This is a genomic window from Rhodococcus sp. NPDC060084 (genome assembly GCF_042730335.1).
In the GTDB taxonomy this organism is placed as follows: Bacteria; Actinomycetota; Actinomycetes; order Mycobacteriales; family Mycobacteriaceae; genus Rhodococcus.
Window position 1 is genome coordinate 61846 of sequence record NZ_JBHWWX010000010.1, and the last position, 15853, is coordinate 77698.

The 15853-nt window shown below is 66.6% G+C and carries 16 protein-coding genes; 5 read left to right on the top strand and 11 right to left on the bottom strand.

Features of this window, described 5'->3' with window-relative positions; genetic code table 11:
- Nucleotides 1–9: 9 nt before the first annotated feature.
- Together fusA and tuf are read left to right on the top strand one after the other, a co-directional pair.
- The gene (gene fusA, locus ACFWBU_RS08340) at nucleotides 10–2112 is read left to right on the top strand and encodes an elongation factor G (protein WP_169619524.1); all 2103 of its coding nucleotides are present in this window, start codon (nucleotides 10–12) and stop codon (nucleotides 2110–2112) included.
- 94 nt (nucleotides 2113–2206) lie between these two features.
- Nucleotides 2207–3397 carry an elongation factor Tu gene (tuf, locus tag ACFWBU_RS08345; RefSeq protein WP_169651244.1) on the top strand — a complete coding sequence of 397 codons (1191 nt, stop codon included), beginning with the start codon at nucleotides 2207–2209 and terminating at the stop codon, nucleotides 3395–3397.
- 93 nt (nucleotides 3398–3490) lie between these two features.
- On the opposite strand, the gene ACFWBU_RS08350 is transcribed toward tuf, so the two are convergent.
- From ACFWBU_RS08350 to ACFWBU_RS08370, 5 genes are read right to left on the bottom strand one after another with little or no spacing between them, the layout of a single operon-like run.
- Entirely contained in the window at nucleotides 3491–4057 is a 567-nt protein-coding gene (locus ACFWBU_RS08350; RefSeq protein WP_169619526.1) for a hypothetical protein, read from the bottom strand.
- Complete coding sequence (locus ACFWBU_RS08355; protein ID WP_169651243.1) at nucleotides 4054–5097, bottom strand: Asp23/Gls24 family envelope stress response protein; 1044 nt, start codon at nucleotides 5095–5097, stop codon at nucleotides 4054–4056. The genes ACFWBU_RS08350 and ACFWBU_RS08355 overlap by 4 nt, the downstream gene beginning before the upstream one ends.
- Nucleotides 5090–5284 carry a DUF2273 domain-containing protein gene (locus ACFWBU_RS08360; RefSeq protein ID WP_169619528.1) on the bottom strand — a complete coding sequence of 65 codons (195 nt, stop codon included), beginning with the start codon at nucleotides 5282–5284 and terminating at the stop codon, nucleotides 5090–5092. Before ACFWBU_RS08360 ends, ACFWBU_RS08355 begins: the two co-directional genes overlap by 8 nt.
- Complete coding sequence (locus tag ACFWBU_RS08365; RefSeq protein WP_378528001.1) at nucleotides 5281–5607, bottom strand: hypothetical protein; 327 nt, start codon at nucleotides 5605–5607, stop codon at nucleotides 5281–5283. Before ACFWBU_RS08365 ends, ACFWBU_RS08360 begins: the two co-directional genes overlap by 4 nt.
- Entirely contained in the window at nucleotides 5604–6062 is a 459-nt protein-coding gene (locus tag ACFWBU_RS08370; RefSeq protein WP_169619529.1) for an Asp23/Gls24 family envelope stress response protein, read from the bottom strand. Before ACFWBU_RS08370 ends, ACFWBU_RS08365 begins: the two co-directional genes overlap by 4 nt.
- Nucleotides 6063–6292: 230 nt before the next feature.
- On the opposite strand from ACFWBU_RS08370, the gene ACFWBU_RS08375 reads away from it, so the two are divergent.
- Complete coding sequence (locus ACFWBU_RS08375; protein WP_378528002.1) at nucleotides 6293–7471, top strand: NAD(P)/FAD-dependent oxidoreductase; 1179 nt, start codon at nucleotides 6293–6295, stop codon at nucleotides 7469–7471.
- A gap of 57 nt (nucleotides 7472–7528) precedes the next feature.
- Nucleotides 7529–8329, top strand: coding sequence for a glutamate racemase (locus ACFWBU_RS08380; protein WP_378528003.1), 801 nt, complete (start codon nucleotides 7529–7531; stop codon nucleotides 8327–8329).
- On the opposite strand, the gene ACFWBU_RS08385 is transcribed toward ACFWBU_RS08380, so the two are convergent.
- From ACFWBU_RS08385 to ACFWBU_RS08405, 5 genes are all read right to left on the bottom strand, one after another.
- A complete protein-coding gene (locus ACFWBU_RS08385; RefSeq protein ID WP_378528004.1) occupies nucleotides 8319–8945 on the bottom strand; it encodes an ABC transporter ATP-binding protein in 627 nt (208 codons plus the stop codon). The genes ACFWBU_RS08380 and ACFWBU_RS08385 overlap by 11 nt on opposite strands.
- On the bottom strand, nucleotides 8942–9877 hold the full coding sequence (locus tag ACFWBU_RS08390; RefSeq protein WP_378528005.1) for an ABC transporter ATP-binding protein: 936 nt from the start codon (nucleotides 9875–9877) through the stop codon (nucleotides 8942–8944). The genes ACFWBU_RS08385 and ACFWBU_RS08390 overlap by 4 nt, the downstream gene beginning before the upstream one ends.
- A complete protein-coding gene (locus ACFWBU_RS08395) occupies nucleotides 9874–10755 on the bottom strand; it encodes an ABC transporter permease (protein ID WP_378528006.1) in 882 nt (293 codons plus the stop codon). Before ACFWBU_RS08395 ends, ACFWBU_RS08390 begins: the two co-directional genes overlap by 4 nt.
- The gene (locus ACFWBU_RS08400) at nucleotides 10745–11701 is read right to left on the bottom strand and encodes an ABC transporter permease (protein WP_378528007.1); all 957 of its coding nucleotides are present in this window, start codon (nucleotides 11699–11701) and stop codon (nucleotides 10745–10747) included. Before ACFWBU_RS08400 ends, ACFWBU_RS08395 begins: the two co-directional genes overlap by 11 nt.
- 98 nt (nucleotides 11702–11799) lie before the next feature.
- Complete coding sequence (locus tag ACFWBU_RS08405; protein WP_378528008.1) at nucleotides 11800–13371, bottom strand: ABC transporter substrate-binding protein; 1572 nt, start codon at nucleotides 13369–13371, stop codon at nucleotides 11800–11802.
- Nucleotides 13372–13788: 417 nt separating this feature from the next.
- Between ACFWBU_RS08405 and ACFWBU_RS08410 the strand changes: the two genes are divergently transcribed.
- Complete coding sequence (locus ACFWBU_RS08410) at nucleotides 13789–14514, top strand: DNA alkylation repair protein (RefSeq protein ID WP_378528009.1); 726 nt, start codon at nucleotides 13789–13791, stop codon at nucleotides 14512–14514.
- Between the two features lie 49 nt (nucleotides 14515–14563).
- Here ACFWBU_RS08410 and ACFWBU_RS08415 read toward each other — a convergent pair whose 3' ends face one another.
- On the bottom strand, nucleotides 14564–15619 hold the full coding sequence (locus ACFWBU_RS08415; RefSeq protein ID WP_378528010.1) for a 2Fe-2S iron-sulfur cluster-binding protein: 1056 nt from the start codon (nucleotides 15617–15619) through the stop codon (nucleotides 14564–14566).
- Nucleotides 15620–15853: the final 234 nt, after the last annotated feature.

Here is a 15853-nt window from a genome sequence, read left to right on the forward strand (position 1 = left end):
GGGTTACCTGTGGCACAGGAAGTGCTGACCGACCTGAACAAGGTCCGCAACATCGGCATCATGGCGCACATCGATGCCGGCAAGACCACCACGACAGAGCGCATCCTCTTCTACACCGGTGTGAACTACAAGATCGGTGAAACCCACGACGGTGCTTCGACCACCGACTGGATGGAGCAGGAGAAGGAGCGTGGTATCACCATCACCTCCGCCGCCGTCACCTGTTTCTGGAACAACAACCAGATCAACATCATCGATACGCCCGGCCACGTCGACTTCACGGTCGAGGTCGAGCGGTCCCTGCGCGTCCTCGACGGCGCCGTTGCCGTCTTCGACGGCAAGGAAGGCGTCGAGCCCCAGTCCGAGCAGGTCTGGCGCCAGGCTGCCAAGTACGACGTTCCGCGCATCTGCTTCGTCAACAAGATGGACAAGATGGGCGCGGACTTCTTCTTCACCGTGCAGACCATCATCGACCGTCTCGGCGCGAAGCCGCTGGTCCTGCAGCTCCCGATCGGTGCCGAGGATGCCTTCGACGGCGTCGTCGACCTGGTCGAGATGCGTGCGCTGACCTGGCGTGGCGTCACCGAGATCGGCACTCCGCCGACGATCGAGGAGATCCCCGCCGATCTCGTCGAGCTGGCTGCGGAATACCGCGAGAAGCTTCTCGAGACGGTTGCCGAGTCCGACGAAGAGCTCATGGAGAAGTACTTCGGCGGTGAAGAGCTCACGGTCGACGAGATCAAGGGCGCCATCCGCAAGCTCACCGTGGCCTCCGAGCTGTACCCGGTCATCTGTGGCACCGCGTTCAAGAACAAGGGCATCCAGCCCATGCTCGACGCTGTCATCGACTACCTGCCGACTCCGCTGGACATCGGCGAGGTCGAGGGTCACAAGCTGAACGACGAGGAGACCATCCTCACTCGTAAGCCGAGCAAGGACGAGCCGTTCTCGGCTCTCGCGTTCAAGATCGCGGCGCACCCGTTCTTCGGCAAGCTCACCTTCGTGCGCGTCTACTCGGGTCGTATCGATCCGGGTGCCCAGGTGCTCAACGCCACCAAGGGCAAGAAGGAGCGCATCGGCAAGCTCTTCCAGATGCACGCCAACAAGGAGAACCCGGTCGACGAGGCCGTGGCCGGCCACATCTACGCGATGATCGGCCTGAAGGACACCACGACCGGTGACACCCTGTGCGACCAGGCGAACCCGATCGTCCTCGAGTCGATGACGTTCCCGGACCCGGTCATCCAGGTCTCGATCGAGCCGAAGACCAAGTCCGACCAGGAGAAGCTGGGCACCGCGATCCAGAAGCTCGCCGAAGAGGACCCGACCTTCTCGGTCGAGCTCGACGAGGAGACCGGCCAGACCGTCATCGGCGGTATGGGCGAGCTCCACCTCGACATCCTCGTCGACCGCATGCGTCGCGAGTTCAAGGTCGAGGCGAACGTCGGCAAGCCGCAGGTCGCGTACCGCGAGACGATCACCAAGCCGGTCGAGAAGCTCGAGTTCACGCACAAGAAGCAGACCGGTGGCTCGGGCCAGTTCGCGAAGGTCATCATCGCCCTCGCGCCGTTCCGCGGCGAAGACGGCGCGACCTACGAGTTCGAGAACAAGGTCTCCGGCGGTCGTGTGCCCCGCGAGTACATCCCGTCGGTCGACGCGGGTGCGCAGGACGCGATGCAGTACGGCGTGCTCGCCGGCTACCCGCTGGTGAACGTCAAGGTCACGCTCCTCGACGGTGCGTACCACGACGTCGACTCGTCCGAAATGGCGTTCAAGATCGCCGGCTCGCAGGCCCTGAAGGAAGCGGCTCGCAAGGCTGCTCCGGTCATCCTCGAACCGCTCATGGCTGTCGAGGTCACCACCCCCGAGGATTACATGGGTGAAGTGATCGGCGACCTCAACTCCCGCCGTGGCCAGATTCAGGCCATGGAGGAACGCAGTGGTGCCCGTGTCGTGAAGGCGCTGGTTCCGCTCTCGGAGATGTTCGGTTACATCGGTGACCTTCGGTCGAAGACCCAGGGCCGCGCGAACTTCTCCATGGTGTTCGATTCCTACGCAGAGGTTCCGTCGAACGTCTCGAAGGAAATCATCGCCAAGGCGACCGGCGAGTAGCCTTCGGGTTATCCCCTCGGTCACCTGCACGACCAAGTAATACAAACCGCACTGCTGCATACTGCAAGCAACAACAGTCCAGGAGGACATTCCAGTGGCTAAGGCGAAGTTCGAGCGGACCAAGCCGCACGTGAACATCGGCACCATCGGTCACGTCGACCATGGCAAGACCACCACGACGGCCGCCATCACCAAGGTGCTGGCAGACAAATTCCCGGACCTGAACGAGAGCTTCGCGTTCGACCAGATCGACAAGGCTCCCGAGGAGAAGGCTCGTGGCATCACGATCAACATCTCCCACGTGGAGTACCAGACCGAGAAGCGTCACTACGCGCACGTCGACGCCCCGGGTCACGCGGACTACATCAAGAACATGATCACGGGTGCCGCCCAGATGGACGGCGCAATCCTGGTCGTGGCTGCAACCGACGGCCCGATGCCCCAGACGCGTGAGCACGTGCTGCTCGCTCGCCAGGTCGGCGTGCCGTACATCCTCGTCGCGCTGAACAAGGCCGACATGGTCGACGACGAGGAAATCCTCGAGCTCGTCGAGATGGAGGTCCGCGAGCTCCTCGCTTCGCAGGAGTTCGACGAGAACGCTCCCGTCGTCCCGATCTCTGCTCTCAAGGCACTCGAGGGTGACGAGAAGTGGGTTCAGTCGATCGTCGACCTCATGCAGGCCGTCGACGACTCCATCCCGGACCCGGTCCGCGAGACCGACAAGCCGTTCCTCATGCCCGTCGAGGACGTCTTCACGATCACCGGCCGCGGCACGGTCGTCACCGGCCGTATCGAGCGTGGCGTTGTCAACGTCAACGAAGAGGTCGAGATCGTCGGCATCAAGGAGACCTCGACCAAGACCACGGTCACCGGTATCGAGATGTTCCGCAAGCTGCTCGATCAGGGCCAGGCGGGCGACAACGTCGGCCTCCTCGTCCGCGGCATCAAGCGCGAGGACGTCGAGCGTGGCCAGGTCGTCGTCAAGCCCGGCACCACGACTCCCCACACGGAGTTCGAGGGCCAGGCTTACATCCTCAACAAGGAAGAGGGCGGCCGCCACACGCCGTTCTTCAACAACTACCGTCCGCAGTTCTACTTCCGTACCACGGACGTGACGGGCGTTGTTACCCTTCCCGAGGGCACCGAGATGGTCATGCCCGGTGACAACACCGAGATGTCCGTCAAGCTGATCCAGCCGATCGCCATGGACGAGGGCCTTCGCTTCGCTATCCGCGAGGGTGGTCGTACCGTCGGCGCCGGTCGCGTCACGAAGATCATCAAGTGAGCTAGTTCTCACTGACGCCAACGGCGTCCACCCTTCGGGGTGGACGCCGTTCGGCGTTTCAGGACCGGTGGGCGATGCGGCCGGCGGGTGCCGTCAGTCGTGTTCGGAATGCGGCGGATCGAGATGCAGCAGCACCTGCGTCGCCACCCTGGCACCGCCGAGTGCGCACGCGGCGCGTTCCGCGGTGTCCTCGGCGTGCGCGGTGAACTCGGCGACGTCGATTCCCGGCTCGGCATGCACGACCACCGACAGCGTGGGCAGGTGACGTTCCACCACCGCGCGGCCGCGCGCCGACCGCACGCCCGGAAGCCCGGCGAGTTCGCGTGCCACGCCCTCCGCGACCGGGCCCAGTTCCACACCGAGCGTCGCGTCCGTCACCTCGTCGAACAGTTGCACCGTCGAGGTGCGACGGCGCGACAGATTCACCACGAGCAGGACGATGCCGATCGCGGCTCCCACGGCGAACACGGTCCACAGTGCGGGCGTCCACCAGTCCTGATCGGGAACGTCGATGACGCGTGGCCGGTCGAGTTGCGAGAGCCGGTCCCGCGCGAGGGGCACTTCCCACAGCCAGGCGAGCGCGAAGGCGCCGATTCCGAGCAGGGCGAAGCCCGTCACAAGCGCGAAGAAACGGTTGGCCAGCACCGTACGGAGTTTCATCGGCGCGTTCCTCCCACGGCGTTCGCCCGCGTCTCTGCGGGGGTGATCTTCACGATCAGTGGAAGGGGATCGGCGAGCAGCGAGAGATTCGGTTCGACCTCGGCACGCACGGTCGCGGTGAGTTCGGCGACCGGTACTTCGGGGTCGGCGACTATCCGTACCACCGCGCGCCGGCGATCGACCACAGTCCGCGCGGTGCGTACACCGGGGAGCGCCGACGCCCGGGCACTGCACATGCGGGCGACGTCGGTACGCCGCATCCACACCGTGTCGACGGGACCGGAGACTCGGAGCGGCAGGTGGGTGCGTCGCCGTGGCTTGATCGCCGCGAACAGCAGCGCGGCACCGAGCAGCACGAGCACCGCGGCCACCGGACCGATCCACGGTTCCCAGTGCAGCCTGCCGAACCACTCGAACGCGTTGCGGAGCCACGGCGCTCCGGCGTAGGTGCCGCGCACGATGAGAAGCTCGCGGGCGGCGACGAACGAGAGTCCGAGCGCACCGATCGCGATGAGCGCCGCGGCCGGCGCCGCCGCCGGGGTCGCGAGCGGGGGCAGCGGTTGCACGACCGGTATCCGCGCGCGGGACTCGGTGTGAGCGACGATGTCCGATTCGAGGTACTCGACAGGCACGGATTGCTCGGCCGGTTCGTCGTCGTGTGCCTGGGGGGTCGCGGCGACGAGGACGTTCAGTTCGGTGACGTGCAGGCCCGTGTAGTCGTGCAGGTGACGCGCGACGGCGTCGTGCACCCTCCGCGTCAGTGCCGCTGCGTCGTAAGGCCATTCGGCGGCGATGAAGAGATTCACCGCGACCGCCCGTCCGCCGGTGGTCACATCGGCACGAGGAAGTTCCCGGCCCGTGAGCAGACTCAGGTTGCCGGTGTGCCGGACCACGCCGGGAACCTGGAGTGCGGCCGACGCGGCGATGCGTTCGACTGCGCGGTCCTTGATGACGAGGGTGCCGCGGTTCCCGACCGTGTCGATGTCGTCGAGCGTGGAGCCCGGCAGTGGCCCGGTCTCCGTGGGGACGCCATCAGCCACGGCCGCGGCTCCGCAGAATCGCACCGAGGTCGAGCAGACCGTCCCGGTGTGCACCGATTGCGGCACCGAGCGCGCCGAGAAGGACCGCGAACAGCAGTCCGCTGACGCCCCCGAAGATCCCGGCAAGAGCGAGGAGGAGACCGGCGATCAGGCCGACCGCGGTGTTGCCGGTGGGAGTGTGGTTCACGGGGACACCTGTTTCTGTTCGAGGTGGACGTCTTCGATCGTCACATGCACCGGAGGGCCGACGACCGCTTCGACGAGCGCTCGCACGGTGTCGGCGAGGGCCGACAGATCGGCGGGGTATTCCGCGGTGATGTGCACGGCGCACCCCTCGGGTCCGAGCCGGATCCCGGGGATCCGGCGTCCCGGCAGGTAGGTCGCGACCGATCCGAACGGGCCGCTGTTGAGCCCGGCGACGCCTGCGACACCCGTGACGATCTCGGCGACGAGGTCTGCGACCTCGGGGTCGGGATGCGTACGGGGGTCCGCGCCGGGAGACGAGGTCACTGCACTCGAGGCTTGAGCTCGTCGGCTGCTGCCGCCTCGTCGTACAGCACCACGTCGAAGACGGTGATGTTGACTTCCGTGACCTCGAGACCGGTCATGCGTTCGACGGCCGTGATCACGTTGTGCCGGATCGCGATCGCCAGCTCGTGGAGCGCCACGCCGTATTCCGCGACGATGCCGATGTCGATCGCTGCCTGTTTCTCGCCGACCTCGACCGCGACGCCCTGCCCGTGGTTGATTCGTGCTCCCGGGATGCGGTCGCGCAAGGCGCCCACCACCCGGGCGGTCCCTGCCCCGACGTCGAACACGCCGCTGACCTCGCGTGTCGCGATGCCTGCGATCTTGGCGACCACCGCGTCGGCGATGATCGTCCGACCCTGGCTGTCGAGGGGACCGGAGAACGAACCGGTACCGAACTGGATGCGGCTGATTCCTGCGCCGCTGTCGCTGGTCATGAGTGCTCCTCGTGCCGTGTGGGTCGTGGGGAACGTGCGGGCCGTGCGTTGTCCATCATTATCCGCCCGGTGAGGGTGATATGCCGGGCAGGACCGCCACCGTGTTGTGCTGCGGGGTATTTCGGTGTTGCCGGGATCGGCGCGCTGTTCAGCCCTGTACGTGCGTTTGGTATGAAGAGTGCACGCACACGGGTGGCAGAGGTCACGCCGCGATGAGGAGGATGTACCAGGTGGCAGTCGAACGGATCGTAATAGCAGGAGCCGGACTCGCGGGTGTGCGAACCGCGGAGGAGTTGCGACGCGCGGGGTACGAGGGCGAGATCGTTCTGCTCGACGACGAGGGCCACCTGCCCTACGACCGGCCCCCGCTGTCGAAGGATGTCATCCGCGGCGAGCGGGAGGACACCACGCTGCGCCCGGCCGAGTTCTTCGACGAGCAGCGCATCGACCTGCGGCTCGGCGCCGCCGCACGCTCGGTCGACACCGACGCCCGCACCGTGACACTCGCCGACGGCACCGAACTCGCCTACGACGAGCTGGTCGTCGCCACGGGTCTGCGAGCACGGCGCATCCCGGGCCTGCCCGATCTCGACAGCGTCCACGTCCTGCGGTCGGTGGACGACAGCCGCGCCTTGCGGGCCGCGATCGTCCCCGGCGTGCGGGCATTGGTCGTCGGCGCCGGATTCATCGGATGCGAGGTCACCGCCAGCCTGCGGGCACTGGGCGTCGACGTCGTCCTGCTCGAGCCGCAGCCGACGCCGCTCGCGTCGGTGCTCGGCACCGAGGTCGGTTCCCTCGTGGCACGACTGCATACCGACGCCGGAGTCGACCTGCGTGCAGGAGTCGGGCTCGCCGAACTGCGCGGCGACGGCCACGTCACCTCTGCCGTGCTCGGGGACGGCACCGAGATCGACGTGGATCTCGTCGTGCTGGGTATCGGATCGGTGCCTGTCACCGAGTGGCTCGAGGGCTCGGGGATCGAACTGGACAACGGGGTCGTGTGCGACGACACGGGCAAGGCGTCCGCGCCGCACGTCTGGGCCGTCGGCGACGTCGCGTCGTGGCAGGTTCCCGGTGGTGCCCGCAAACGTGTCGAGCACTGGACCAGTGCGGGCGAGCAGGCCACCGTGCTCGCGAAGAAGATCGTCACGGGGGAGTCCGGGGGCGCCGGCCAGGTGCCCTACTTCTGGAGCGACCAGTACGACATCAAGATCCAGGGCCTGGGTGCGGTTCGCGCCGACGACACCGTGCACGTGGTGCGCGACGACGGACGGAAGTTCCTCGCGTACTACGAGCGTGAGGGCCGCCTCGTCGGTGTCGTCGGTGGCGGGCTGCCCGCGCAGGTGATGAAGACCCGGATGAAGATCGCCGCCGGCGCGCCCATCGAGGAGTTGCTCGCGGCCGTGTGAGCACTCGAAGCCGTATGCCTGAACACCGCCGCGACCGGGAAGGGCTAGATTCGTAGGGTGATCGTTGCGCTCATCGACTCGGGATTCGGTCTGCTGCCGACTGCTGCGTGGCTGCGCCGGATGCGTCCGGATCTCGACCTGCTGCTGTCGATGGACCCGGAGTGCGCTCCCTGGGGGCCGAAACCGGCCGACTGGGTGTCCGACCGGGTGGTGACCACCGCCCGGCGCGCCGTCGACCGCGGCGCCGACGCGGTGGTGCTGCCGTGCAACACGGCGTCGGTGACCGCGCTGGACGACGTGCGCGCCGCGCTCGGTGACGATGTTCCCGTGATCGGAACCGTGCCCGCGATCAAGCCTGCCGCGGCCGTGTGCACGTCGGTGGCGATCTGGGCGACGGCCGCGACGACCGCGAGTCGTTACCAGGCCGACCTCATCGAGAAGTTCGGGAACGGCAGCGAGGTCGTGGGCGTCGCATGTCACGGACTCGCCGACGCCATCGACCGGGGTGACCGGGAAGGCGCCGACCGGGCGATCGCCGATGCCGCGGCGCGCACTCCGGACGACGTCGAGGGCATCGTCCTCGGCTGCACCCACTACCCGCTGGTGGCGGACTCGATCCTCGCCCGGTTTCCGGAGGGTGTGCGCTTGTTCGACAGCGCCGAAGCGGTCGCCAGGCAGACGCTGCGTCGTATCGCCGACCTCGATGCGGACGAGCCGGGTATCCGCGAATTCGGAGACCGATCCGGAGCCACCGGGCGCGTCGAGGTGTACCTCAGCGGCACACGCGGAGCGCTCCCGCCCGGAGCGGAGGCGTTCGCGGCTGGACGGGAACTGCTCGCCGCCGCGACTACGTCATAGGAGAACGCAGCGCGATGGTGTGGTCTGCCCACGCATCGAGCAGCGCATGGTGGTGGCTGATGGCAAGGACGCCGAGCCCACGGCGGGTTTCTTCGCTGATGAGTTCGGTCAGTGTCGCGGTGGTGACGGGATCGAGCATGGCAGTCATCTCGTCACAGATCAGATAACGCGGCTGCTGTACGAGCGCACGCGCCAGACACGCGCGCTGGAGTTGCCCGTCGGAGACCTGGTGCGGTCGCCGCGCGAGCAGATCGTCGGTGAGCCCGACGCGGGTTGCGGCGTTTCGTACCAGCTCGGGCATGCCTCGGCGGATCCGGACCGGTTCGGCGATGATCCGCGCCAGGGTCCATCGATAGGTCACGGCTGCTCGAGGTGCCTGGAACAGCATCGCGACGGCACCCGACTCGGCAGCGTGCACCGGGATGCCGTCGATCGTGACCTGTCCCGATCCTGCGGGATGCAGGCCTGTGAGTACGCGAGCCAGGGTGGTTTTTCCGCTCCCGGATTCCCCTGTGAGGCCCACGACCGTACCGGTGGGGATGTCGATGGAGACATCGGTGAGTACGGGATGTAACGGGTCGTGGCTCGCAGTGACGCGGTGGGCGCGCAGGCTCATGGCCGGACATCGATCAATCGCCGTACGGAGCGGTCGCCGTGCCGGGTGATGTGTGTAGGTCCGCCGGAGAATCCGGCCGCAGGACGGCGCCGGTAGTACACGCAGTCGTCGGGCAGATCGGTCAACGTCGGTGGTGTGCCCGGGATCGAGTGCAGGCCGCCGGAGGGGAGTGCAGCAAGTAGGTCCTGTGTGTACGGATGCCACGGGTCGCGGAACACGCACTCGGTCGGGCCGGTCTCCACGATGCGCGACGCGTACATGACCGCGACCTCATCGGAATGGCCGGGCAGGGTTGCGAGGTCGTGACTGATCAGGAGGACCGCGGCGCCCGCGTCGGCCGCGCCGCGCAGTAGTCGCAGGGTGTGTTCGGTCAGTGCGGGATCGAGGTTCGAGGTCGGCTCGTCGGCGATGATGACCTCGGGGTCGCCCGCAAGCGCGAAGGCGACCGCGGCGCGTTGCGCCATGCCGCCGGACAACTCGTGTGGATAGAGACGAGCTACCTCCGGCTCGAGACCGACCTGCTCCAGCAGCGCATCAGGACCGTACATGGCACCGAGATGGTGACAGGTTTCGCCGAGTTGGGCACCGACAGTGCGGACCGGAGTCAGATAGGTCGCAGCAGACTGCGGGATCCAGCCGACGGAGCGGCCCCGGATCTTTCGCCACGCGGATGGGGCCGCGGCCGTGAGGTCGACATCGGGACTGCCTGCGCGGTGGAGGACGACGTTCCCGGTCGCCTTGGCGCCGTACGGAAGAAGACCGCAAAGTGCGTACCCTACAACGGATTTGCCACACCCAGATTCTCCGACCAGCGCGAGTATCCGGCCTTCCTCGAGAGTGAGGCAGACGTCGCTGGCGGCATGTACGACGCCGGAGTCGCTCGGGATACGCACTGTCAGGCCGGACATCGTGACCTTGGCGGTGGACGTCATCGGACTGCCCTTTCCGGTACGGAGGGAACGATGCGGCGACGTGCTGTCGCACCCACCGCCGCGACGAGCAGGGTGGTAATGACGAGCGCCGCAGCAGGGAACACCAAGGTCCACCAGGAGCCGGTGAGGACGGCGGCGCGGGCGTCCTGCAACAACGTGCCGAGTGAAGCCCGATCGGGAGGAAGACCGAGACCGAGAAAGGACAGTGTCGACTCGTGCCATATCGCGTGGGGCAGGAGCAGTACTACTGCGACGAGGGCCTGCCCGGCGGCCGCAGGAACGAGATGGGTAACAGTCACCCGGGTGCGGGTGGCGCCCGCGAGTCGGGCAGCTTCGATGTAGGTTCCCGTGCGCGCGGTCCTGACCTCGGCGCGCGCTATGCGCGCGACCTGTGTCCAGTGCGTCAAGGCGATCGACGCGACGATCGCTAGGACGTTGCCGGGATAGAGAGCAACGATCGCGATGCCGAGCAACAGGTGCGGAAGCGCATTGATACCGTCCACCAGTCGCATCACGACCCGGTCGGTCCATCCTCCGAGAGTTCCCGCCGCCACTCCGACCGCGACCCCCAGCACTGTGGACACGACCGCACATACTGCGGCGATCAGCAACGAGACCCGCAATCCGGCCGCGGTGCGCACGAACAAGTCACGTCCCGCCGGGTCTGTGCCGAACCAATGAGAACTCGAGGGGGGCCGATGGGCGGCCGCGAAATCCGTCAGCCTCAGGTCACCACCGGCGAAAAGGGGAACGGCGACGGCATACAGGGCGACTGCGGAGAGGCCGGCGAGGGACCACACGAGGAGGCGGGAGTGTCCCTGCCCCAATATCCTCGGCAACAGCCGGAACCCGTGGGAGTGCGTTGCGTCAAGAGTCATCGGCGACCACCCGAGGATCGATGAGCGCGTGGGCCACATCGGCGAGCAACGAGCCGACGAGCACGAGCAACGTGGTGCCGATGGTCAGTGTTGCGAGCAGCGCGAAGTCGAGTTCCCGCGCTGCCGTGACCACACTCCCGGCCAGGCCGGGCCAGGAGAACACTTCTTCGACGATCGCGGCGCCGACGAGCAACTCGGGCAGTCGCAGGCCGACGACCGTGGTGAAAGGTCCGAGTGCGACCGGCAGGATATGGCGGCGTACAACGACTGTTTCCGGTAGGCCACGCGCGCGGGCACCCAGCACGGCGTCGGAGCCTGCCGCGGCACGGACCGACTCTCGCAGCGACAGCAGGAGCCACGGTAATACCGAAACGGTGAGGACCGCACCGGGAAGAATCAGGTGGCGAAGAGTCTGGGGGAGGCTGGGGTCTTCGCCCGGGGAGGTCAGCCCTGCCACCGGAAGCCACCTCAGGGTGACGGCGAATACGGCAACCGCCCCGAGAGACAGTACGAATGGCGGTACGGCCTGTACCAGGTTCGCGGCGAATGCGGCTCCGCGGTCGAGTACGCCGCCGGGATGCAGACCCGTCCAGATTCCGGCGAGGAGCGCGACGAGGACTGCCGCGGTGAGCGCGGTGCCGGACAGCAGCAGCGTCCATGGGGCTCGCTGGCCGACAACCTCGGATACCGGCTGGGCGTAAGCCCGCGAATACCCCAAATCGCCCCCGAAGGCACGACCGATCCAGATGGTCCACTGGTGCCACCACGGTGTGTCGAGCTGGAGTTGGGTCGCCAATTGTTCTTTGTCGGCGGTCGACATGGTGAGGTAGCGATCCCCGAGAATCCCGGCGAGGGGATCGAACGGTGATCGAGACGCGAGTGCAAACAGACCGAACGAGGTTGCGAGGGTGAGGGGAGCGACGAACAGTATTCGCCGGAAGATCATTCGGACGACTCCCCGCCGTCGTCGACTGCGGGGCACAGTCGCCGTTGCGCGATCCGGTGGCTGGGACGCCGTGTCCCGCTTCCCTGTAGCAGTGGTGGTCATCCCGTGGCCGTCCATTCTTCGAGATTCCACCAGGGCCCCCAGGAGACACCGTGACTGTGCGGCTCGAGAATCGGTTCGCTTCCGGTGAATTCGCTCTCGACCGAGACGTAGGTGTGGTCGAGGAACACGAGCATCACGTACCCGGGATCGTCGACGTATGCGTTCTGCACGGTCCGATACTGTGCCGTCCGCTCATCGGACTCGGTGGCACGCCGCGCGCTGTCGAGGGCATCGTCGATGAGGGGATTGCTGTAGTCGGAGGCGTTGTCGTACGGAGAGCCGGCATCGTCCCGTGCGAACGTCGAGTGCAAAGTGTTGTAGAGCTGCGGATCCGGGTCGTACGGCATATCGCCTCCTCCGAGCAGCACCGCGTTCTCGGAGAGCCGGTCCGGCACGTTCGAGCGGTCCACCGCCGCAACGTCCACCCGCACGCCGATTCGATCGACCTCGGTGGCGAAAGCTTGAGCCAGATCTCGACGCAACGTGTCTTCGGGAAAATACATGACAGTGAATGTTGCTTGTTGCCCGCCCTTTTCACGAACACCCGAGGGTGTCTCGCGCCAGCCCCCTTCGTCCAGGATCCGTTCGGCTTCTGCCGGGTCGAAGTCGAACGTCGCGTTGGGCTCATATGCGTCGCCGTACACCTCGGGCAATGGTGTCGATGCGGGACGACCGTATCCTGCCAGGACGTGCTCGACGAGGGCCTCGCGGTCGACCGCGCGGTTGAGTGCAGCGCGGATTGCGGGGTCGCCCGTGACCGGATTACCGGAGGGAAGACTCACCGCGCGCCAGTCCGCCGACGTATTCGCCGTGACTGTGGTGCCCTCGCGTCCCTCGAATGTCGCCGCGAGTCGCGGCGGCAGATTTGTGCCCGCGATCTCCCCGGCGGCCATCCGCTGTGCGCGGGCGTTGTCGTCCGGGATGTATACCACCGTCAACGGGGAAATTTCGGGCACGCCGCCCCAGTACGTGTCGTTGGCCTCGAAAACTGCCTGGTCCGGTCGCAGGGAGACCAACCTGTACGGGCCCGTGCCGACCGGATCGGTGTTGAGTGTCGACTCGGTGGCGGGACCACCTGTCAGCCGTTCCGACGGAGCGATACCGAGGAGCAGCTTCGTGGGCATCGCCGCGAACGGGTAGTGCAATTCGAATCGCACCTGCAGGGGTTCGACGATATCGACCGATCGGATCATGTCGAAGGATGTGGCGAGTGGCGACGCGGATGCCGGGTCGAGGATCTCGCGGTATGTGGCAGCAACATCGGCTGCGTCGAAGTTCGTTCCGTCGGTGAAGGTGACACCGTCGCGCAGGTGCACGGTCCAAGTCGTACCGTTGTCGCCGACGGTGGGCATCCGGGCCGCAAGGGCGGGTTCGAAGGTAGGGATCCCGTCACCGCCCGCGAGGCTCAGAAGGCCATCGTAGATCTTGGAATCTCCCGCTTCGCCGTGACCCGCGACCGGGTTGTAGGCGCCGAGTTCATAAGCGTCCCCGAGGATCAGGCTGTTCGCGGAGGTCGGTCCGCTCCCGGCCGGTGGGGAAGCCCCGCATGCCGTCGCTGCGGTGGTCATGACGACGGCAACCGAAAGCAGGAAGCGATATCTCGAAAACACTTGTGTCCCTTCGCCAAACATACCGGATCGAGCCGGTAGCCCTTCCTATCTGCCCATCTGCTCATCTGCTCAGATCCGCAGGTGTGAGGGTCGGAGACCGTCGCTTCCTTTCTCTCGAATGTGACCCCTGACAGTCCTGGGCGCAGCTGCTTCCCCGGGGACGCCTGGAGGGAGGCGAAGCACCCACTTCGGGGAACGCATTGTCGAATGCCGCAAAGTTAACAGGAATGCTGAAGGGCGGACGCTGTTTCCGCGGGATCCTTTCGGGTTCGATATCCACGACGCATTTCGTCCGACCGGTTCAGCGGCAACGGGTTCGGACAACTCGGTCTGTCCGGACACCCGTGCAGGCGGCGAGCACGTAGGCTCGTCCACGTGACCGACGACCTGTCCGCGGAGGACGTTCGCGCGGCGCTCGACGCCCTCGGCGATCCTGACGCAGCCGCCGGGATGGGACGCTTCTTCAAGACCGGGCCCGGCGAGTACGGCGAGGGCGACGTCTTTCTGGGACTGCGGGTGCCGCAGACCCGTGCCGTGGTCCGGAAGTTCCGCGACCTGCCGATCGAGGAGTCGCGTCTTCTTCTGGACAGCGCTGTCCACGAACACCGTCTCGCCGGCCTGCTGATCCTCGTGGACAGGTATACGCGCGACCCGGTCTCACGTCGCCGGGTGGTCGAGGTATACCTCGACGCTCTCCGCTGCGGACGGGTGAACAACTGGGATCTCGTCGACGCCTCGTCCGATCACATCGTGGGTGAATGGATCCACGCGAATCCGGCCGATGCCGGGTTGCTCACGACGCTGGTCGACGACCCCGACCTGTGGCGGCGACGTGCCGGGCTGCTCGCCACGTTCGCCTTCGTCAAGAGGGGAGAGGCCGGCCCGACGCTCATGATGGCCGAGCGTGTCCTCGACGACCGCCGGGATCTGATCCAGAAGGCGGCAGGCTGGATGCTGCGTGAGGTCGGCAAACGCGTGGACCGGGACGCCCTGCTCGACTTCCTCGAGCGTCACGCGTCCGCGATGGGCCGGACGGCGCTGAGTTACGCCACCGAGCATCTCGACGCGGAGGAACGCGCCCGGCTCCGCGGGTTGCGCTGACGAGACGTGAGCGGCACCCGGCGATGCCGGCCACGCCTCGTCGTGCGGCTCAGAACTCGATCTTGAGGTGGTCGGTGACCGGACGTGCCTGGCATCCCAGGATGTAGCCCGCCTCGATGTCCTCCGGGTCGAGGACGTCGCAGTTCTCCATCTCGACCTTGCCTTCGAGGACGGTGCACGCGCACGATCCGCACTCGCCCTCCTGGCAGGAGTAGGGGACGTCGATGCCCTTCGCGAGCATGATGTCGACGAGGGTCTGCTTGCGCGGCCAGGTCAGCGTATGGACCTCCCCGTCGAGTTCGACGTCGACGGTCGCCGCGTCCGCTGCCTCGTCGTCGCTGACCTCGACTGGCGCCTGGTCGGCGAACGGGTCACCGGAGAGTGAATTGAACACCTCGGCGTGGACCTGGGTCCGGGGCATCCCGATGCTCTGCAGCGCCTGGTGCACGGTGTCCATGAAGGGGCCTGGACCGCACATGAACGCTTCGCGATCGGCGTACGGCGCAGCGAGTGCCGCGAGTTGGTCGACGCTCGGGAGTCCCTGCACGGATTCGAGCCAATGGATGACGGTCAGTCGCGTCGGATACTTCGCTGCGAGGGTCCGCAGTTCGTCGGCGAAGATGACCGACGTCTCGTCGCGGTTGGCGTAGATCAGAGTGATCTTGCCGGACCCCTGGGTGAGCGCGGACTTCAGGATCGCGATCACCGGAGTGATGCCGCTACCGGCACCGAAGAGCACGAAGTCGTGATCGAAGGACTTCGGGGTGAACACCCCGGCCGGCGGCAGGACCTCGAGGGTGTCGCCCGCCGCGACGGTGTCGCAGAGCCAGTTCGAGCCGTAACCGTCGGAGGTGCGTTTGACGGTGACCTTGGGGGCGTCGTCGGTGTGCGGCGAACTTGCGAGCGAGTAGCAGCGCGCCACCGATCCCGTGCGCTCGCTGGGAATACGCAGTGTCAGGAACTGGCCCGGCTTGTACGCGAACTTGTCACGGAGTTCGTCCGGGACGTCGAAGACGATCGACTTCGCGTCGGCGGTTTCCTCGACGACGGCGGATACGGTGAGAATCACCGATCGTGAGCCGTGCGGCACCTCGACAGTCGTCATGGTGTGTGTCGTCCTCTCGTGCAGACCGTGCGTGAGCTGTGGCGCTACCCCGGATGTTCCCGTTCTCCGATGTTCTCGAACCTCGAATTCTAGAACGCGTTCTAGTTCAAGGGTAACAGCGGGGCGCCACCCCGGAAACGGTACCGGGCGCTCGTCGACGCACCGTCACCCCTCCCGCACAGTGGAAACTTCGCACCGGCGCCACCGGACCCACCCGCGCCGCCCGATGCGGCC

What these genes read in the sequence shown, in the direction of transcription:
- ACFWBU_RS08350 (WP_169619526.1), bottom strand. Translation starts at nt 4,057, where the DNA reads ATGAAACTCCGTACGGTGCTGGCCAACCGTTTCTTCGCGCTTGTGACG.
- ACFWBU_RS08370 (WP_169619529.1), bottom strand. Translation starts at nt 6,062, where the DNA reads ATGACCAGCGACAGCGGCGCAGGAATCAGCCGCATCCAGTTCGGTACC.
- ACFWBU_RS08385 (WP_378528004.1), bottom strand. Translation starts at nt 8,945, where the DNA reads ATGAGCCTGCGCGCCCACCGCGTCACTGCGAGCCACGACCCGTTACAT.
- ACFWBU_RS08390 (WP_378528005.1), bottom strand. Translation starts at nt 9,877, where the DNA reads ATGACGTCCACCGCCAAGGTCACGATGTCCGGCCTGACAGTGCGTATC.
- ACFWBU_RS08395 (WP_378528006.1), bottom strand. Translation starts at nt 10,755, where the DNA reads ATGACTCTTGACGCAACGCACTCCCACGGGTTCCGGCTGTTGCCGAGG.
- ACFWBU_RS08400 (WP_378528007.1), bottom strand. Translation starts at nt 11,701, where the DNA reads ATGATCTTCCGGCGAATACTGTTCGTCGCTCCCCTCACCCTCGCAACC.
- ACFWBU_RS08405 (WP_378528008.1), bottom strand. Translation starts at nt 13,371, where the DNA reads ATGACCACCGCAGCGACGGCATGCGGGGCTTCCCCACCGGCCGGGAGC.
- ACFWBU_RS08415 (WP_378528010.1), bottom strand. Translation starts at nt 15,619, where the DNA reads ATGACGACTGTCGAGGTGCCGCACGGCTCACGATCGGTGATTCTCACC.